The 19197-nt window shown below is 55.9% G+C and carries 13 protein-coding genes; 4 read left to right on the forward strand and 9 right to left on the reverse strand.

Annotated features, from left to right (window positions below; translation table 11 throughout):
• The first annotated feature begins 17 nt into the window (after positions 1 to 17).
• Positions 18 to 2054, forward strand: coding sequence for an NAD-dependent DNA ligase LigA (gene ligA / locus SH421x_RS24620; protein WP_488852670.1), 2037 nt, complete (start codon positions 18 to 20; stop codon positions 2052 to 2054).
• A gap of 413 nt (positions 2055 to 2467) precedes the next feature.
• Here ligA and SH421x_RS24625 read toward each other — a convergent pair whose 3' ends face one another.
• Positions 2468 to 2737, reverse strand: a complete 270-nt coding sequence (locus SH421x_RS24625) for a hypothetical protein (protein WP_488852671.1) — start codon at positions 2735 to 2737, stop codon at positions 2468 to 2470.
• A gap of 231 nt (positions 2738 to 2968) precedes the next feature.
• On the opposite strand from SH421x_RS24625, the gene SH421x_RS24630 reads away from it, so the two are divergent.
• Positions 2969 to 4633 (forward strand): BAR domain-containing protein, encoded by a 1665-nt coding sequence (locus SH421x_RS24630; protein ID WP_488852672.1) that lies wholly within the window; start codon positions 2969 to 2971, stop codon positions 4631 to 4633.
• 127 nt (positions 4634 to 4760) lie between these two features.
• Here SH421x_RS24630 and SH421x_RS24635 read toward each other — a convergent pair whose 3' ends face one another.
• From SH421x_RS24635 to SH421x_RS24655, 5 genes are all read right to left on the reverse strand, one after another.
• Positions 4761 to 5837 carry a class I SAM-dependent methyltransferase gene (locus SH421x_RS24635; RefSeq protein ID WP_488852673.1) on the reverse strand — a complete coding sequence of 359 codons (1077 nt, stop codon included), beginning with the start codon at positions 5835 to 5837 and terminating at the stop codon, positions 4761 to 4763.
• Between the two features lie 129 nt (positions 5838 to 5966).
• The gene (locus tag SH421x_RS24640) at positions 5967 to 6389 is read right to left on the reverse strand and encodes a GNAT family N-acetyltransferase (protein ID WP_488852674.1); all 423 of its coding nucleotides are present in this window, start codon (positions 6387 to 6389) and stop codon (positions 5967 to 5969) included.
• An 86-nt stretch (positions 6390 to 6475) separates the two neighbouring features.
• The gene (locus SH421x_RS24645) at positions 6476 to 8293 is read right to left on the reverse strand and encodes an AAA family ATPase (protein WP_488852675.1); all 1818 of its coding nucleotides are present in this window, start codon (positions 8291 to 8293) and stop codon (positions 6476 to 6478) included.
• A 103-nt stretch (positions 8294 to 8396) separates the two neighbouring features.
• A complete protein-coding gene (locus tag SH421x_RS24650; RefSeq protein WP_488852676.1) occupies positions 8397 to 8852 on the reverse strand; it encodes a hypothetical protein in 456 nt (151 codons plus the stop codon).
• Between the two features lie 80 nt (positions 8853 to 8932).
• The gene (locus tag SH421x_RS24655; RefSeq protein WP_488852677.1) at positions 8933 to 9691 is read right to left on the reverse strand and encodes a class I SAM-dependent methyltransferase; all 759 of its coding nucleotides are present in this window, start codon (positions 9689 to 9691) and stop codon (positions 8933 to 8935) included.
• 903 nt (positions 9692 to 10594) lie between these two features.
• Here SH421x_RS24655 and SH421x_RS24660 point away from each other — a divergent pair.
• Complete coding sequence (locus SH421x_RS24660; protein ID WP_488852678.1) at positions 10595 to 12205, forward strand: AAA family ATPase; 1611 nt, start codon at positions 10595 to 10597, stop codon at positions 12203 to 12205.
• 397 nt (positions 12206 to 12602) lie between these two features.
• On the opposite strand, the gene SH421x_RS24665 is transcribed toward SH421x_RS24660, so the two are convergent.
• Positions 12603 to 14048 (reverse strand): TonB-dependent receptor, encoded by a 1446-nt coding sequence (locus SH421x_RS24665; RefSeq protein WP_488852679.1) that lies wholly within the window; start codon positions 14046 to 14048, stop codon positions 12603 to 12605.
• Positions 14049 to 14797: 749 nt separating this feature from the next.
• On the opposite strand from SH421x_RS24665, the gene SH421x_RS24670 reads away from it, so the two are divergent.
• The gene (locus tag SH421x_RS24670) at positions 14798 to 15238 is read left to right on the forward strand and encodes a hypothetical protein (RefSeq protein WP_488852680.1); all 441 of its coding nucleotides are present in this window, start codon (positions 14798 to 14800) and stop codon (positions 15236 to 15238) included.
• 85 nt (positions 15239 to 15323) lie between these two features.
• Here SH421x_RS24670 and SH421x_RS24675 read toward each other — a convergent pair whose 3' ends face one another.
• Together SH421x_RS24675 and SH421x_RS24680 are read right to left on the reverse strand one after the other, a co-directional pair.
• Entirely contained in the window at positions 15324 to 18011 is a 2688-nt protein-coding gene (locus SH421x_RS24675; RefSeq protein ID WP_488852681.1) for a bifunctional acetate--CoA ligase family protein/GNAT family N-acetyltransferase, read from the reverse strand.
• Between the two features lie 263 nt (positions 18012 to 18274).
• The gene (locus tag SH421x_RS24680; protein WP_488852682.1) at positions 18275 to 19048 is read right to left on the reverse strand and encodes a hypothetical protein; all 774 of its coding nucleotides are present in this window, start codon (positions 19046 to 19048) and stop codon (positions 18275 to 18277) included.
• Between the last annotated feature and the right edge of the window lie 149 nt (positions 19049 to 19197).

Consider the following 19197-nt stretch of genomic DNA (forward strand, 5'->3'; position numbering starts at 1 on the left):
TTCGCGAGGGATTACGAATGGCAGCCGTTCAAGCTGAGATCGATCAACTGCGGGCCGAGATCCGCCGCCATGACCGGATGTACTATGTCGAAGCGAAACCAGAGCTGACCGATCTTGCGTATGACAAACTGCTCGATCGGCTGAAGCATCTTGAGGCCGAGAACCCGCAGCTAATCACGCCTGACAGCCCGACTCAGCGGATCGGCGATCAACCGGTCGAGCATCTGAATCAGGTAGCGCATCGCGTGCCGATGTTGTCGATTGACAACACCTACAGCTTAGAAGAACTAAAAGCGTACGGCGAACGCATTCAAAAGCTGCTGCCTGACGAGAAGATCGAATGGGTCGTTGAGCTGAAGATCGATGGAGTCGCCGCTTCGCTGCTGTACGAGCAAGGGAAACTAGTCCGCGGCGTGACGCGCGGCAACGGTCAGGTGGGCGACGACATCACGCACAATATTCGCACGATCAAAGATATCCCGCTGCAACTGGCCGGAGACGATGTTCCACCGGTGCTAGAAGTTCGCGGCGAAATCTACATGACCAACGAAGAGCTGTCGCGCATCAACGAGCGTCTAGCCGCAGCGGGAGAAGCGCTTTACAAGAACACCCGCAATGTGACGGCCGGCAGCATTCGCTTGCTTGATCCGCGAATCTGCGCCGAGCGCAACCTACGGATGTTCACGCACGGCGTCGGCTTCGCCGAGGGGTTAAAGAGCGATTCGCACATCAACTTTTTGCACGAGCTGAAACAATACGGACTGTCTCCAACGCCCAAGGTAGAAGCGTTCGCCGACTTTGACGCCGCCGTCGCGCATTGCGAAAGATTGATCGAAACGCTGCAAGACCTGCCGTTTGAAGTCGACGGCCTCGTGCTAAAGGTCAATCGATTTGAGCAACGCGAAAGATTAGGGAGCACCACCAAGAGCCCGCGTTGGATTATCGCCTACAAGTTTGAGAAGTACGAAGCGATCACGCGGCTGAATGAGATTCGCGTCCAGGTGGGCAAAACCGGCACGATCACTCCGATCGCCGAACTGGAGCCGGTCGAGCTGGCCGGCACCACCGTCTCGCGTTCTAGTTTGCACAATGCGGAGCAAATCGAGCGGCTCGATATCCGCGTTGGCGATGTGGTGGTGGTCGAGAAGGCGGGCAAGATCATTCCGCACATTGTCCGCGTCGAGATGCACGAGCGCCAGACCGAACTGCCGAAGTTCGAGTTTCCGACCGAGTGTCCGATCTGCCAGACGCCGCTCGTCAAAGACGAAGGGGGCGTCTATATTCGCTGCCCCAATCGCGAGACTTGCCCAGCGCAGTTAAAAGAGCGGATCGGCTACTTTGCCTCGCGCAATGCAATGGATATCGAAGGTTTAGGAGACAAGCTTGTCGACCAACTGGTCGCCGACGAATTGGTCAAAAGCTACGGCGATATCTATCGGTTGACAGCCGAGCAATTGACGCAGCTAGAGCGGATGGGAAAGAAGTCGAGCGAAAATCTCGTCGCCGCAATCATCGGCAGCAAAGACCGCGGACTTGCTCGACTATTGAATGCGCTCTCGATTCGCCATGTAGGAAATCGCGTCGCCCAACTGCTGGCGCGTCATTTTGGGACAGTCGATGCGCTGCTCGGCGCCAGTGAAGAAGAGATCGCCGCGATCAACGAAATTGGCCCGATCATCGCCGCTAGCGTCCATCACTATTTCGCCAGTGAATTTGGCCAACAGACAATCGAAGACCTTCGCCTGTTGGGGCTGAAGCTAACCGAAGATCAGCCCCAGGTCATTGCATCCCGCGAAACGGGGGGAGCGTTAGCCGGCAAAACGTTCGTCGTCACCGGAACGCTCCAGAAATATGGTCGGGACGAAATTCAAGCGCTGATCGAAAAGCATGGAGGCAAAGCAACCTCCAGCGTTTCCAAGAAGACCGACTATCTCGTTGCCGGTGAAAAAGCAGGCAGCAAGCTGGATAAAGCCCAGCAACTGGGGGTCATGGTGCTAAGTGAGGCCGATCTCGACGCTCTTCTAGCCGATAAACACCCCCCCCAAGTCGACTGATTTTATATAAATTCGTAACATTTCTTCTTCTCGCTGATTTTTTTGTCCGCCAATTCGCAAGGAATTCGCTTAGGTAGGTAGGCCAGCTTACAGCCAGCATATCACATCCATTCTTATGGCTCTTTTGGGGAACAGGGCATGCGAATTTTATCTTTCAACATGCGGGAGCGATCGACCGCGTGGTATCGGTGCCATCAATGCCAGACGGTTGTCGCAGCGATGCAACCACCTACCAGTCACTTTCATTGCGACCAGTGTGGACAGCACCTGGACGAAGACGATGAGATTGCGATTGTCCATCCTTTAGAGCGACAACCGCCGTCACAGAACTAGGGGAAGTTCAGCGCTGTTCTGAATTGCGAAGAGGGCGTCGTAGAGCTGCGGCGCCCATTTCGTTTCTTGCGGACAGATTCTTATTTGCTGTCCGTGTTGATGTCTTTAAGACTACGACCCAAACGCTTGGTGCGAGGACCCGCGCTAGTAGCGGTCGCGCTAGAGCCCAGCGATTTGCGCGCGGCGGCTGTCTCACCGACATTGCCCATCAGACCAAGGAAGTCGCTCTTCCCTTGCTCTTGTTCCGTCGGCATCCCGATCTGCTCGACTGCGTCGTTCACGCCGAGCAAGACCGCCTGTTTGACGCCGTCGCGCATCCACTGAAAGAAATTGAAATTGTTTGTCGTCATGCTCGCTTCCTTGTTTGCAAAGTAGCCCGAGATCCGGTCGGTTCGGGAGAGTAACAAGCTCTCGCGGGGCCGTCCAGACGAATTGTCCGTCATGCAATGATCGTCCCATTTTGCTAGCAGCGGCTTGAACAAATAAGAAAGGGTGGAAAATTGGGAGCGATGGGACGATAAGGTAGGCATGGAAGTTTGCGTAGAGATGCGCAACAGGTATCTACCGGTAGGAGACGGAACGTGGCGGCGGAAAACAAGGCAGGACGACATAGAGAGCGTGTCAACCAACAGGAGCCTTTTTCGTGGGGCGCCTTTTCGTTCGGAATCATTTTTGGGCTGGTCTTGCTCTATATCGTGATTGTGCGCCCGGCGCAAAACGATGCGCAGGCCCTCCAACTGCGGATCTCGCGACTCGATCGCACGCTGAAGGAATTGGTCGCCTTCAAGACGAGCGTCGGAGAGACAAATGACTTAATGTCATTGCTCCAACAGCAAGCCGAGCAATTTGCCGCCGCTCGGACTTCGCTGGACTCGCTAGAGAACATCCGCTGTGAGTTGGCCGCTAGCCAAACTGATTTTCGACAAGTGGAGGCCGCTCTGTCGCGGCTTGATCGCCTGCAGCAACGCTTAAATGATCAAGCCCAAGCCGCCGCCGCGTCCGTCCGCGTAGTCGAAAACATCGACTACGTACACCGTACCCTGCTAGAGCAAGACGCGCTCACACTCGACGCGATCGCGGCACTGACCAACGCCGATAATCTCCGCAGTAAAGCCCAGCGTGTCGAGCAAGATCTGGCTCGCACCGAAGTGACGCTGGACCGGGTCGCTTCGCTCCATCGTCGCATGCAGGATCAATATCCCGCGGCGCTCGCTGCCGAGCAAACGCTCAATCAACTGCTCAACACCCAAGCGCAAATCGCCCGGGCCGAACGCGATCTGCCGGCGACCGACCGCGCCGTCACAGGGCTATTGCGTCTGCAAGACAAAACGCTCAGCAGCACCGCTGACATCCGGCAGGCCGACATGCTGCTAGATAACGTCTTGGCGATCCCGGCCGAACTAGCCAAGGTCTCGCGTCACTCTTATGTCACCAACCTACAGCACAACCTGGGATCGTTGACCCAGCTGCTCGACAAAGTTCTGGCTTCCAAGTCCCAGGCCCGTCACGCCGATCTGTTGCTTGACAACATGCTCGCTCGCCAAGACGAGATCATCTTGTCGGCTACTGAAGCTCGTCAGGCCGATATGGTGCTCAGCAACATGCTGGGGCTTCAGGGTGAGCTGCTGACCGTGACGTCGCAATCGCGTCGTGCTGACAATGTCCTGCAAAACCTTCTCGGCATGCAGGACCAACTGATCGACAACGTCCCGCAAGCGCGCCAAGCCGACGTCGTGATGGGCAACATGCTGCACCTGCAAGACGAGCTCGTCAACTCGCGCACCAACGCTGTCGCTGCCGGAATCGCCCAGCAGAACATCTTCGCTCTGCAACAAGAATTGGTCCAAGCGGCCCCGTTGACCCGCCGAGCTCGCCAAGTCGCAAGCGACATGATGCAGATCGAAGCCGAGCTGATCTGCCAAGCCGGCGACAGCCGCGAAGCTCGCGAAACCCTGGACGAGCTGGTCTCGCTTCGTAGCGATCTGTCGGCAGGGCGTCTAGATGGTAAGTCGGCCCTCGCTTCGCTACGTCAGCTGCAGACCCTCGCCAGCCAAGTGCAACAAGCGTCGCATCCCCAGCCAAGCGGCTTCTTCCGCTTCGCCCAAGTGGTCGGCGGCGCCATGGTCAGCAGCACCAGCGTGATCGTCCCGATTCGCCAGCATGAGTTGCAGCGAATGGCCGAGCATTCGCTAGACCAACAATCGCAAGTGATCGCTCGCCAGCTTTCCGGAGCAATCTTGCGATAAACGTTCTGTCCAATCCCAGGCGGCGGTCGGAGGTCACGCTCTACTGCCGTAAAAGGGAGTTCTCTTCTCCCAAGAGAACTCCCTTTTTTATGATCTCTCCATCAAGCGTCTTCCGCCGTGCCGAGATTTATCCCAGGCGTGCAAGATAGTAATTATTGATAATGTCATGATCCAACCGGCGAAGATCAACCTGCGCGAAGCCTGCGGCGATCAACATCTCCTGGGCCATTTCTTCACCCCAAGCGGCGCCTAGGCCCATGCCTCCTTGGGCGAGCGATACGCTCATGCAGTGCATGCAAGAGATTGTGTAAATGAATGCTCCTAGCGGCTGATCAATGTTCTTTTCGACATAGCTCGAAGCATGGATGTCTTGCATCAAAAAGAGGCCGTCACGGCGTAATGCGTTGGAGATATTTCGCAGCACCTGATCGGGATAGGCCTGGTCATGGATCGCGTCAAACGCGGTGATCAGATCAAACCGATCGCGGTCCATCAGCTCTGATACGTCCCGCACCTTGAGCGTCAAATTTGGCAGATCTCGCTCATTGGCCAAGCGACGACCCGTGTCGATCGCGTCTGCGCACAAGTCGTGCCCGCAAAATCGGCTGCGGGGGAAACGTTCGGCAAGGAAGATCAGCGCCTGAGCCGATCCGCAGCCGACATCCAGCACGTCGATCCCTTGCTCCAGCCGATCGATCAATCCGTCGACCAACGGCAGTATATGGTCGATCAGCGCCGAAACCGTTGTTTGCGTGCTCTCGTCGGCCATCACGTCATGGAAGCGATGAAATTCGTGATAACAGACGCCTCCGCCGTGCGAAAATTTGTCGACGATCTCCGTCTCAACATATCCCAGCACCGCAATCCATTGTGCGACCGACGCCAGGTTGGACGGCGTCGCGGCCCGGGTTAGCAGCGCCGCATGTTCAGCCGGCAACCGGTAGGATTGGGTCGCCGGATCGTAATCGATCACTTGGGCCGCCACCAACGCGTTGAGCCATTCGCGGACGTAACGCTCGTTCAGTCCGGCGGCCGCGGCGACTTCTTCGCTGGTCGCCGCCGGTAAGTCGGCCATTGCGTCAAATAACCCGGTTCGATGACCGATTGAAGACATCAGCATCATCGCGGCGCCGTTCATCGCTTCCAGAAAGCGGTCGCCGAAGGCCTCCATTTTGGCCGGATCCAATTCCATTGCAGTCGACATCGGACTCTCCACTTCGCAAATAAGGTGTATTCACGGACCACAGCGACGCTGGCCCAGTCGTCATGGCCCTTCAAATTGATCCCCAAAAAACAGTGGGACTCTAGGCGAAGCGGAGAAATGCGGCGAATGTTACCAACTTTTTTTGCGAACCATCGTAATGACGTCGGACGGTTGCGGATCGAAGCCAAATTGCTGGTAGAAGGGGATCAAGTCGGCGGCACAGGCCAGCGAGATGGCGTTGACGTTCTTGAGCCGCGGATGCTCTAGCACCGCATCGATCAACTGTCGTCCCAACTTCTGCCCGCGATAGTTGGGGTCGATGACTACATCGTGTAGCATCGCTCGAAAAACAAAATCAGTCAGAACGCGGCAAAAGCCGATCAGTTGGTCGCCAGACTCCTCGTCCACCAGCCCGATCACGACCGACGAGTTTTCGATAGCGACACGAACATCGTCAAGCTGCCGCCCTGGCGTCCACCACAGATCTTGAAAAAGGGTCGTCAATTGAACGAGGTGCGCCTCGCTGAGGGCGCTGACCTGACGGATCGACATTGGTTTATCCTACCGAGAGAAATGGAAGAAGTCGGCGACTTCGACCAGAGCCCAAAACCGACGCGGAGGTTCGCGATCCTGGCGGACTAAGGGGTAGAATCCTCTTCACCGGCGGTTGGCGTCCAACCGCCGCGAACCCCGGCAGCTGTTCCAGCAACCAGATTCCACCACGGAAAGACAAACGCATTTTGGCATTTGCGACAAGTAACGCGTTGGCCTAAAAATTCAACTCGACAACTGCTTGCAGCTTGGCACTTTTCACACGCGCCGTGCCAGCGTGCGGCCGAGAGATCGAGGGCCGTTCGATCAAATCCGCGCTGCGACTCAAACCCGATATCAGCGTCGTCCAACTGCATCAAAACTTCGCGATTGATCTGATCGGCCGGCAACTGATGAACCCGTTCCGAGTGCAGGCCAATCGCTTGTTCAAAGACGTTACGAATGAACCGCGCGTTCCCAAACCGCTCGTCACGCTGCTCGTAGGCCAGCGTAAACAAGATGCTGGCTACCGCCCGCGACTGGGGCGAGAGCATGTACTCGGCTTTGGTGCAAAATAGCTCGAAGATCCGGCACAAATCGGCGACGCCAAAATCTTCAAAGTGAATGTACCGCGTAAAGCGACTTTGCAGCCCGGGATTGGTTTCGATAAACTCCTGCATCAACTGCGGGTAGCCGGCGACGATCACCACCAATCGCTCGCGATGATCTTCCATCATCTTTAGCATGGTGTTGATCGCCTCCGATCCAAACGAATCGCCCCGTTCATGCTTGGCGCCGCTAGACAGCGTATAGGCTTCGTCGATAAACAACACGCCGTCCAGCGCAGACTCAATCTTGGCCTGCGTTTTCATCGCGGTCTGCCCGACATAGCCCCCTACCAAATCGGCGCGACTGCATTCGACCACGCTAGTGCTTTTCAGCAGTTCAAAGCCGTACAAAATTTTGCCCACGATCCGGGCCACCGTCGTTTTGCCGGTTCCGGGATTGCCGGTAAAGACAAAGTGCAACGTTTGCGACGACGTCCGCAATCCATACTTGCGCCGCTGTTGTTGAATTTTTAGAAACGCAGTCAGCCGGCGAACTTCGGCCTTTACGCCAGGCAATCCGACCAGCGCATCCAACTCGCTCATCGCCGCTTGCAGCGCTGCATCCGGCGTCAGTTCTGATTCATGCGTCGCCCCGGTTGGCTTCTCGGGGATTAAATTGGCGAAACCTTCATCAACGCCTGATTTTTGGCCAGAAACCCAAGACGTTGTGGTCGTGGTCGTGTTCGCACCTGACTTGGTGGTGATCTTAACCCCTTGCAAGGTCGCAAACATCTTCTCGATCTTGGAGATAAACTCCACCTCGGCCGGGCAACGCGGAATGCCGCCAAAAACAAGGCTCAAGATCGTCTGGATCAGCGTTTCAAACGTCTGCATGTGCGAGCGCTCGCCGGTCGCACTGGCCACTGCCATCGCCAAACGCGCACTAAACAAAAACGTCGGCCCGTCGCCGCGGCCCCCAAATGGCGCCGCGTCCTTTTGAAAGGTTTCCATAAACGGGCGAACATCGTCATACGTCAAATCGGCGTAGCGACGATAGCGTTCCAGCGCTGAGAGATACAGCACCAAATACCGCGACAAACTGAACGACGTCTGCATCTCGTCCGCGTCGATCTGTCCGTCAGAGACAACCGCCGACGACATCACCGTCAAGATGTCACTCGCCAGCGAAACGCGCACCAGGTTCTGAGGATAGGTCGGCAATCCGCGAAACGGTTGCGTCAGCTCGCTCCAATCCGTCCCCAACGCTTCCATGGTGATACCGACGATTTTTTCCGTCTGTGGATCACTTAGCGCGGCCGTCAACGAGCGAATCAAACGATTGAAGTCATCGTCAATCTGTTTCCAAGAATCGAGCATGCAGTTATCGGGTATTGCGGCGAAGGGGATTTGACTTCGCTATTGTAATTGTTTGCACGGCCACTGCGTAGCGACATCTGGATTTGTGTGCGACAAGCTCCAATTACATCTTGCGGAGCAACTCTTGATAATCTTTGTAGTCGTTCTCCCAGTCGGCATAACAACCGATCAATCCACAGGCCAGGCAACGACAGCCAATGTAGACCCAGCGAACCTTATTGGTCAGGGAATCGTCTTCATGGCGGAAGCGATGCACGCCGACCGAAAGTTGAAATTCGCCCTGCTCGCAAAGGCACTCGTGGAGTCGCAACTCAGCGTATTCAAGATTCTCTTCACTATCGCCCATCAGATGCTCTACGCCGCACTTCAGGCAACGCCGCTGGGCGGCGCCTTCGTCTTCGTCCGAAAGAAGTCGAAACGTGTCCCCGCCGCAGGGACAGTAGATGTCGACCAGCGCATCGATGGGATCGTTGGCCTGCACGCTATAGCGAGTCAATTCGGCGCGAATATCCTGATGATCGTCGCCGTACCAATATTTGTCACGTTTCTCTAAGGTCATGATGGGTCTACCGAAGTTGTCTTGAATGTGAGAAGGAGATCTCGTCAGACATCTCTGCTAAAGTGAGTGGACTGCGAACGTCAAACTTTTCGCGTCAATTCCAACACGTTTTGCGTGCACGAAAACCGATAGCTCGTCGGCGAGTCGGCAAAGTACTGCTCGACGTAGGCTTCTAGATCAGACCTCAGAGGCGGCGACTCGAGCGGCAGCATGTTCAGCATGAACTCGGCAATTGTATAAGCCTCTTTTAATTTTTTGGTCGTGATCCAACTCTCGATCGTATGCAAGTTGCCCGAAAACTGGTCGCTTTGCTCGGCGAGAAACGCTTCGGACGCCGGCAGTAGTGAAAAGGTTGGTTCTCCAAAATATTGCCGCATCTGCATGCAGTCGGTATCGGGGGCCTGCAAAATAATCCAAGCTTTGCCGCCAACGCACAGCCACGATGCAATCTGCTGCAGATTGGCCTGCCAATCCTGAGGCGGGATGTAATAGAAGACGTGCGAGCAAACCACCAAGCTCGCTGTTTGCGGCGGAACCTCCGCTTCGGTAATGCCAGCGGCGATCGTCTTCACCTGCGGACAATCGGCTTTCAAATCTTCTAGCAGATAGGGATTCGGCTCGATCGCGATTACCGCCTCAAACTGATCGACGAGATATTTGGTCAACTCACCGTTGCCGGCGCCAGCATCGATCAGTACGTCGGTATGGTCCAACTGCTTGATCTGCGCATCCATCCACCGCCGCGCCTTCACCTTCTGATCGGTATGGGCGAGGAAGGTCTCAAAGGCGACGCGGTAGGCGTCAGTATCAGAGAGAAAAGCGTTGACTCGCTGCGACATAGGAGGCTCTTTGCGTATGGCCGATCGATCAGAAAAAGAGTGCGCCAAGAATGCGAGCAATTGTAGGCTTAGGCTGGGTACGTTTATAGCCGTGCACGATAAAGCAGTTCTGCAATTCAAAACCCGACGCCGAAGTAGTGACATCGCGCAATCAACAAATCAGAAAGATTAGAACAAAGCGGCCACGGCGAAATTACGGAGAAATCACGGAGAACAGGACAAGAAAGCAAGATCCATGCGAGCAGAGAGCCCCAGCTCAGATGGGATCGAAATTTTGCCTGACCACAGCCCCCTTCGATCCCCCACCACTACCACTACCAGCAGCATCACCTCCACCACCTGCATCAGAATTACCTGCATCAGCACCACCCAACAAAAAACACCCCCAAAAAATCCCCAAAGCCCCACCGGGGCGACCTAACCTAGCCCGGGGTAAGTCGCTTCTAGCGACGCAGCCCTGGGTCAACGCCGCCCACAAAAATGCTGACGTTTGAGCCAGCAGCCCCCCAGAGTCGCCTTTCGCTCCCGCGAAAGCAGCGTCTTCCCCTCGCCCCCTCTAGGCTGCGATTCTTTGCGCCATAAAAGCCAACCACAGAGAATCCCCAGGAATTTCACCATTGACAAAGTCTTAGGACTTGCTTAGGATATCCGCATTAAACAATCTCTTGCTCTATCTTAAACCATCCGCGTTCTTCGGAAACCCAAAGCCAACCACCCAAATATCGCATCAACTTCTCGTCTCACCAGCAGGAAACATATCCCATGGGATCCAAACCACGTCCATCCAAAAAATCGCGATCGCGAAAAACCAAAGCCGCTCGGAAACGTCTAACACTGCGCAATCGCCAAGCGGCCCGGAATACACCGGAGGAAAACGCTAATCCGACGCCAAAAACCACTGAAATGCCGGGAATAAATGACAATTCAGATCCCTCCGGTTTCCTATCTCCAGATCTGCTGTTGACCGATTTGTTTCAAACCGAAGGCTTTGATGACCTGAAATTCGTGTTTTCAGAAATGGATGACGCAGGGATCTCGATCAGCGATCTGCCGCAGGTGATTGATCGGATGGCTGCCCTGGGTTATCAGTACCCGCAGACGATGGAATTAGTTGGGAAGATATGTGACATTGGTGACGCAATGGACAATCAGGACTTGGAAGATTCTGAAACAATCCAGCCTGAATCTAGGCAAACTGACCCTGTCGCGGCGACCTCGCAGTCTCAGCCTGGCGCGCAGCGCAGTTGCTGGTTTCAAGAGCTCACCACCTCAGAACTGCTGCGTGAGCAACCGCCGCGTGAATGGCTGTTGCCTGGCGTGCTGGCGCGAGACGAAGCGGCGGTGATTTTGGGGCCGAGTAAGAGTATGAAGACGTCGCTGGCGGTCGATTTGTGCGGCGCATTAGCGAGCGGGGGCAAATTTCTGGGCGAGTTCGCCGCGCAGCGTGCTTATCGCGTTGGCTTCCTCTGCGGCGCAGCAGGCCGAGCCGTGCTGCATGATCTCGCGCGACGCTGGAGCGCCGCCACCGGCGTCGATACCGAGAAACTTCCCAACTTGGTTTGGGCGTTGACCATGGCCGCTGCCGCCAATCCGGCCAGCTTTGAAGAGAACCTGGTGGAGCTGCGCGATTGGATTGAACGTCATCAATTAGAAGTCGTGTTGATCGATCCGTTGCAACTCTCCGCATCGCGGACCTCGCTAATATCGCAAATTCGCCAGTTGGTCCAATGTTGTCTGGAAGCTGGGGCGACGCCGATTGTTTGCAGCGCAACGCGCAAATCGACTTCGAAACGCGCGATGAATATCGCCGATCTCAACGACGCCGAGCATGATTTTGCCCAGCAATGGCTCTTGGTGAATCGTCGCCGCGCGTACGAGTCAGGCAGCGGACAGCATCGCCTGTGGTTAACGGTCGGCGGCAACGCTGGCCAAGACGCAGTCTGGGGCGTTGATATCGATGAAGGTCGCCTGGCAGACGCGAGCGGCCGCAAGTGGAATGTCACGCTGCACGCTGCCGAGTCGCTGCAAGATGAGGTGCCGGAGTTAGAAGCCCAATCGCAACAACAACGGCGCCGCGGAAAAATTCGCGCCGCGCTGAGACAACTCGCACCCCACAACACGACCAAGTCTAAAATCCGCCAACTCAGCGGAATCAGCAGCGCCAAATTTGGGTTTGCGTGGGATCAAATGATTGAAGACGGAGAAATCGCGCCGATCAATAGTGATACGACAGGGCAAAACCGGTTAGAGCTTTGTTATCACCTGGCGGAGCCATTCCATGAATCTGCCAATAAAGGGGACGGAGGGGTCCGCCCAGCAAATTCAAAGCAATTTGAACCAATTCAGCAGTCCAGAGCGTCGCAGTCCCAGTCCCAGTCGCAAACGCAGTTACAGTCACAAACGCAGTCGCAAACGCCCGATCAAAACAGCCCCATCGGGGCGACCTATTCTAGCCCTGGGTCAGTCGCTTTTAGCGACGCAGCCCTGGGTCCACGCGACCCCAAAGAATGGTGACGTTTGAGTCGGCAGTTCCCCGGGTTCCATCCAACGTCAACGTTGCGTTGGTGGATGTTTACCCAGGGCTCCGTCGCTGCTGCGACGAGCGCCCTGGGCTATTTTAGGTCGGCCCGTTGGGCCTGAAGAAACAATGGGGACGCTAAATATAGATCGTCAAACAACGGGGACGGGGATCATGCTTCCTCTGGGATGCTAAACCGGCGTTTGGATTACCGACCGCAATCATGACCACGCAAGGCCGTGGCCACGACGGCCGAGCTTTTTCTGACCGTGTTCACCCGTGATTTATCCGTGGTGTCCGTGTTCTATTTCTTACCGAACGACCAAATCGCAGCACCTCAAAAAACTGGCGATGCCGGCTTGTGTTTGGTTCAACAAAAAAATCGCCGCCCAACTATTTGGGCAGGGCGCAGTTCTCGACTTCGGGGCATTGATAATCAAAGAACTTGCGATCTTTGATCACGCGGGCGACCGACGCCGGGACCATTTTTTCCCAGCTGGTGTCGCAAACGCCGATCTTGCGGAGGACTTCGCGCGAGAAGATTCCTAAGCAGTCAGGATCGTAATTGTCGAGGTTGTTGATCCCGCCGCGTCCCAAGAGGTAGCTGTACAGCGGCTGGAGATCGGGCTTGATTTCTAGGTTTTCGCAAGTGGTGAGTTCGCCGCCATTTAAGTTGTCGAGCAGCGGATACACGAAAAGCTTTAAATCGTTTTTGAACAAGCGTCCAAACGATTCGAGAATGCCCCCGGCCAGTTCGGTGTAGTACTTCTCTTCAAATAGCTCGCGCAGACTGCCGGCGCCCATGGTGATCGCGATTTTTTCTTTGGTGCACTGCGAAAGGTAAGCGGCCAAGCGATAGTATTCAAAATAATCCGAGATCAACACGTTCATCCCGCACGCGGCCATAATATCGACGCGGGCCAAAAAGTCGCGGCGATCGATTTCGCCTTGGGCTTTTAGGTTGCGCATGGTGATCTCCATGATCTGCGCGACCTCTTTCCCTTTGACATCAGGCAACTCCGAGAACTTTTCGTGAGCACACTTCAGCATGTCGAGATTGACGTTACAGACCGGGCGAAAACTGCCGCGCTCAACCAAAATCGGCTTGCGATAGAGGAACTCGGAGGGTTGCAACACTTCGCCATCGGCGGCGAACATCGCGGCCCCGCTCAGCCCCAACTCGACCAGCTTCAAGCTCATCAGGCGATTGTCGACTCGGCGAAATGCGATGCCGGAGAACTCGATCATGTCGATCTCGATGCGCGAGGTCGACAGCCCATCCAGCAGCGAATCGACCAGCATCTCCGGCTCATGATTGAAAGCGAAAGCGCCATAAACCAAGTTCACGCCGACAATGCCGAGCGCCTCTTGTTGGAGGGCCATCTCTTGATCAAGCATCCGCACGTGGATGATGACTTGGCTGTCTTCGTCGCGCGGATGGGCCTGAAACTTGATCCCCATCCAGCCGTGACACTCGCTGCCACCTTTGTAGCCGCGCGCGGCGACGGTGTCGGCAAACGCAAAGAAGGTGCTGGTCTCGCCGCGGATCTCGGTCAGCCGGTTTAGGTTCAGCTGATGTTCTTGGTCCAGCATGGCCTGCAACCGCTCACGGCAAACATAGCGACCGGCGCGACCATAGATCGCATCGCTCACCTGCATGTCGTAGGCCGACATACTTTTGGCGATCGTGCCGGCGGCGGCGCCCACGCGAAAAAACCAACGGACCACTTCCTGGCCGGCGCCGATCTCGGCAAAGGTGCCGTATCGTCGCGTATCAAGATTGACGCTGAGCGCCTTCTGGCGAGTTTCAATTGTTCGCACGGTTGACGATTCGATCATGCTTTTTTGCAAGTTGAGTGCTTTGGTTCGTAATGAATTGCGGAGAGGAAACCGAGCTTCTCGCTGAGCGAATCAGCCATCGTCAGTGTAGCGGTTAGACCGCAATCCATGTCAAGGGACAGCTTGGTGAAGTTCCTGACAGGATCTGCTGAACGAAACCAATTTCGCCACACACCGGCTGAGCCGACTTCTTCTGGGGGTAGAAGAAAGCAAACGATATGCCAATGTGCGTTGAAACGCCGCTAGCTCGACACGGCCACAACTTTCGGGCAGCCCATGCGTCGCAATTGCATGAATTCAGGCAAAAACCTGCTCATAGAAATTGCAATCCGCTAGCCGCCAAGCGGAAGTCGAATCGTCCCGTAAAGCGATACTCGACATGCGGCGGCATCAAGAATGAGCCGAATTTGCGGATTACGGATTAAGCGTGCGACGGGGTAAATTTGGGGGGCGTTTTAATTGGTATGGTTGGGATAAAGATATGCGTGGTGCTTGAATTTGATTGGAAGTCAGAACCTGTTTCTCCTGAAATGCTCAATTAGTCACACACGATGAAACTCACTCCTGAAAACCTAACCTGTGAAAATTGCGGGTTACCGGCCACAGTTGAGATGCAATCCATATCGACTTCCACGAAGCATCCATATTGCGGCGAACACAGACCGGAAATCAAGCCGGGGCAAAGCGGTGATCTACATCTTTTGCGACATCGGAGCGATCCCAACAGCCAAATCTCACGGTTGTTGGCAATGCCGGAGGATAGTGCCGAGCACGCAGCGTTTCGCGAAGAGATGTGCAAAATCAAGTTGATCGGAGAGGAGGGGGCAGTCCGCTATTACCTAAGCAAGCTGACCGATTCGGATCAATTTACACTCTGGGACAATGAATTCGTCGACAATGCACGTGAATACGTTGTCGAGGAGACTAATGGCGCAGCTGCAAGTATTCCATTCAGCCGATATACGATCTCCTTGATGGCTCCGTTTTTCAAGCGAGCCTTTCAGAGGTCGCGGCCTGGGGCTGATCCGAAATTGACGACGAAAGAGCGTGCGGTCGTGCTGCTTCTGCATCACCCATCGTGGTCGAATGAGCAGATCGCAATTGAAACGCCGACATCGGCCAAACAACTTGCGCGCAACAGCACTTACAATGCGCTTAGGATGGTGAGAGATCGAGCTTCTCGCGAGTAATTGCGAGGCTCGGTTCAAGCTGTGCGAAGACATGCTCTTTCCGCGAAGACGCGGTAAGAGCATGGCACCCGGGCGAGAACTCTATTTACACAATCAACTTCCGCGCCAACACTGCATCGTCCGCTGTCTTGAAGTCCAATTCAAACTTCCACTTCCGGAAGATCTCGATCATGCGGTTATTGTCGGGCGTCGTTTCGGCGACCATTTCTTTCATCCCCCAGTCTTTGCAGATCTTGAGAGAATAATTGGTCAGGATCGAACCGAGTCCGCGGCCTTGGTAGGCGTCGGAGACGAGGACGCCGTAGTCAGCTTCGCGGCGATCGGGATCGGCGACCAAGCGTGATGTGCCGATCAGTTTGCGTTCCCCGTTCACCAGGATCTCGGCGACCAGCGCCATTTCGCGATCGTAGTCGATATAGCAAAACCGCGACGCCATCTCGTGCGTCGTCTCTTTGAAGAGATAGCGAAAACGGAACCAGATGGTCTGTTCGCTACAGTTATTGTGCAGGTCAATCCACAGCGGTTCGTCCTCGGGCTTGATCGCGCGTAGCAAGATCTCGGCGCCGTCGCTGAGGTAGGCGGTGCGGGTCAGCTCTTCGGGATAAGGGCGAATCGCCAGGTGCGAGTAAGGTCGCGGCGGATTGAGGAACGCTTTGCGATCAAGGATGATCCGCGCGTCGAGCGCCACCACATCGTCTTCAGTCGCGAGCAGCGGATTGATGTCCAGCTCTTTGATCTCGGGATAGTCGGCGACCAAGTACGAGATCCGCATCAACGTTTCGATCAAGCGGTCGACGTTCACTCCCTTGCGCCCCCGATAGCCTTGCAGCAGCGGCCAACTGCGGAGCGACTCTAACATGCGTCGCGCCAGACGCTCGTTGACTGGCGGAAGTTCGAGCGCGCGATCGCGGAAGATCTCGGCCGCAATGCCGCCAGCGCCGACCATTAACACTGTGCCAAAGACATCATCGCGTTTGGCGCCAACGATCAGCTCGTGGGCGTTGGGCGCTGAGATCATTTTTTGGATCGTTACTCCTTCGATCATCGCGTCAGGACGTTTCTCTTTGGCCGATGCAATCATCGCATCAAACGCCGCTTCCACGCGGCCTGCGTTCGACAGGTTCAGCTTTACGCCGTCGACGTCGGTCTTGTGCGTGATCTGCGGCGAGAAGATCTTCATCACTACCGGATAGCCGAGCCGTTCGGCCAAGGTCACCGCATCTTCTTTCGACCAAGCGACATGCGGCTTGGTGACGGGGATCTCATACGCTTCCAGCAGCGCCTTCGACGTGCTTTCGGACAGCACTTCGCGGCCTTCGCTGAGGATCGTGTTGAAGACGGCGCGCAGCTTGACCCGATCGAGCGGAAACTTGACCGGCATGTCACGCGGCGTCTCGTACAGGATTTCACGATTTCGCGCGTAGGAGACCAAGTGCATGAACGAGCGAACCGCCAGCTCTGGCGACGTGAAGGTGGGGACCCCTTGTTCGTCGAGATGATTGACCGCCGCGCGAATCATTTCGCCCCCCATCCAAACGCACAGCACCGGCTTCGGACTTTGTTGCACGATCTGGGCGACTTCTCGCGCGGTCCCCAGCGGATCGGTCATCGCTTGCGGAGTTAGGATCACCAGCGCGGCGTCAACCGCTTTGTCGGCCAGGGTGACCTTCAGCGCTTGGGCGTAGCGCAACGCATCAGCGTCGCCGAGAATATCAACCGGATTGTTATGCGACCAGGCGGCAGGCAAAAACGCGGTGAGCGCTTCGATCGTTTCGGTCGAGAGCTTGGCCAAGCGGCCGTTCTTGTCAAGCAGCATGTCGGACGCCATCACGCCGGGACCGCCAGCATTGGTGACGATCGCCAAGCGGTCGCCGGTGGGCATCTTTTTGCTGGCGAGCAACTCAGCACAGATGAACAAGTTGTCGCTATCAAAGACCCGCACGATGCCTGCCCGCTTGAACGCCGCCTCATACACGGCGTCAACGCCGGCGAGCGCCCCGGTATGAGATGCGGCGGCTTGGGCCGACTCGGCGAAGCGGCCTGCTTTGTAGGCGATGATCGGTTTTTGGCGTGCGAAAGCCCGGGCAGCCGACATGAACTCGCGCGATTCGCTGATCGACTCGACATACATGATGATCGAATCGGTATGCGGATCGCTGGCCATGTAGTCGATCAAGTCGCCGATCTGCACGTCCAGCATGTTGCCGACCGAGATAAAGTGCGAAAAGCCGATATTCTTTTGCAGCGACCAGTCGAGCACCGACGTGCAAAGCGCCCCCGACTGCGAGATAAACCCAACGCGACCTGGACGCGGACTGCTGGCCGCAAAGCTGGCGTTGAGATGGACCGAAGTCGACATCACGCCCAGGCAGTTGGGCCCGATGATCCGCAACCCATCAAACTTGGCGGCGGCGGCTTGGATCTGTTTTTCTAGCTGGATGCCGGCGGGGCCGGTTTCGCGGAAGCCGGCCGAAATGATGACGACGCCGCGCGTTCCCTTGGCGCCGATCTCTTCGATCAGGCTCGGAACGCCGGCGGCCGGGATGCAGATCACCGCGAGATCGGGGGTCTCTGGCAGATCGGCGATTTTGCCGAATGCCGGCAGGTTTTCGATCGTGTCGTACTTTGGGTTGATCGGATAGATCTTCCCCTGAAAGCCGCCGCTGAGCAGATTTTTGATAACCGTATTGCCGACACTCCCCTCGGTGCGGCTAGCACCGATCACCGTGACCGATTTCGGATGGAAGATCTTGGAGAGATTGCGTATCGCCATGCCGCTTGGACCTCGTCTTGCAAGGAGGCTTTTCGGAGAAAGAGGACTAACCGGGGCGCGTACTAAACTACTCGTATTACGCCGCGGTTGAAATATGACGATCACGGCGATTAAAGCCGAACTTGGGAGGGCGGCGCTTGTTTTCCCGAGTGTTGCGCGCAGATCGGGTCGCCGCAAAAGGTAGAACGCCGCTCAGTTTTTAAAAGAGAAATCGCACAGATTCGCTAACGACGAAATGAATCCGCAGCGGAGAGTGCGCCCTGCTATTTGAACATCGCTTCAATTTCGGCGGCGGTCAACTCGCGATCGGCAGGCTCTGCTGGATCGGCTTCCGCCGTTGCGGACGCCGCCTCGGCGGGAGGTTCCGGCTCAAGCGACTGCGCTTCTTCCGCATCCGATTCGACAGCGGCGGCTGGCGGCGTTTCTGCTTCGAGTTGGCCAGCAGCTTTCAAGAGCGACTCAATCTCGTCCAGTGACTCATCGACAGGCATCGCGGCAGTGAGCAAACTCTCGACTACTTGGTTAGCCGCTGCTTCTGGCGGATCTTCGCCAACCAGCGATGATAAATCGTCATCATTGATAATGCCTGAGACATCGAGCTCCTCTGCCTCTGGTTCTGCTTCCGCTAGGCCGGCTTCCTCTGCTTCGGGTTCGGTCGACTGCAGAGCGGCGGCTTTCGCTTTCATCGCGTTCTTTTTCGCATCGCTGGCCAAAGTACGGCGTTCTGCTTCCAAACGTTTGGCCAGTTTATCGGCATTGATCTCTTGCAAGCGGTTTGACTCGGCGATCGAGTCCTCTTCTTCTTCGTCCTCGTTCTCTTCTTCGTCATACTCGTCGTTGAGGTCGCTCTCGTCTTGCTCGTCCGTCAGTTCCTCGGACTCTGGAATCTCATCTTCAAGCTTTTCAATCCGCACCGTTCCAGAAGTCGTCGTCGCCGCGAAAATTGCCCACCAGGGGCGCGGACCATATCCCAACAGCACAGCCGCGGCAAAGCCCAGGACCAGATTTAAGACCGAGATTATTGCAAATAGAAACAACGGAAATCCTTTTGACGACGATTTCAATTCGGCTACTTTCGTAGGTTGCGAAGGAAATATAGCTCGTCAACGCGGGATTTCGTGAATTTGCGCAATACGGGAAGCCGCTCCCCCACAAGCCGGCAGAGGATCGCAACAATTAGCACTTA

This window comes from Blastopirellula sp. SH421 (genome assembly GCF_057808535.1).

Coding starts and splice junctions, on each gene's coding strand:
- SH421x_RS24665 (WP_488852679.1), bottom strand. CDS start 14,048: ATGATCGAATCGTCAACCGTGCGAACAATTGAAACTCGCCAGAAGGCG.
- SH421x_RS24645 (WP_488852675.1), bottom strand. CDS start 8,293: ATGCTCGATTCTTGGAAACAGATTGACGATGACTTCAATCGTTTGATT.
- SH421x_RS24670 (WP_488852680.1), top strand. CDS start 14,798: ATGCCGGAGGATAGTGCCGAGCACGCAGCGTTTCGCGAAGAGATGTGC.
- SH421x_RS24655 (WP_488852677.1), bottom strand. CDS start 9,691: ATGTCGCAGCGAGTCAACGCTTTTCTCTCTGATACTGACGCCTACCGC.
- SH421x_RS24650 (WP_488852676.1), bottom strand. CDS start 8,852: ATGACCTTAGAGAAACGTGACAAATATTGGTACGGCGACGATCATCAG.
- SH421x_RS24625 (WP_488852671.1), bottom strand. CDS start 2,737: ATGACGACAAACAATTTCAATTTCTTTCAGTGGATGCGCGACGGCGTC.
- SH421x_RS24660 (WP_488852678.1), top strand. CDS start 10,595: ATGCCGGGAATAAATGACAATTCAGATCCCTCCGGTTTCCTATCTCCA.
- SH421x_RS24635 (WP_488852673.1), bottom strand. CDS start 5,837: ATGTCGACTGCAATGGAATTGGATCCGGCCAAAATGGAGGCCTTCGGC.
- SH421x_RS24640 (WP_488852674.1), bottom strand. CDS start 6,389: ATGTCGATCCGTCAGGTCAGCGCCCTCAGCGAGGCGCACCTCGTTCAA.
- SH421x_RS24675 (WP_488852681.1), bottom strand. CDS start 18,011: ATGGCGATACGCAATCTCTCCAAGATCTTCCATCCGAAATCGGTCACG.
- ligA (WP_488852670.1), top strand. CDS start 18: ATGGCAGCCGTTCAAGCTGAGATCGATCAACTGCGGGCCGAGATCCGC.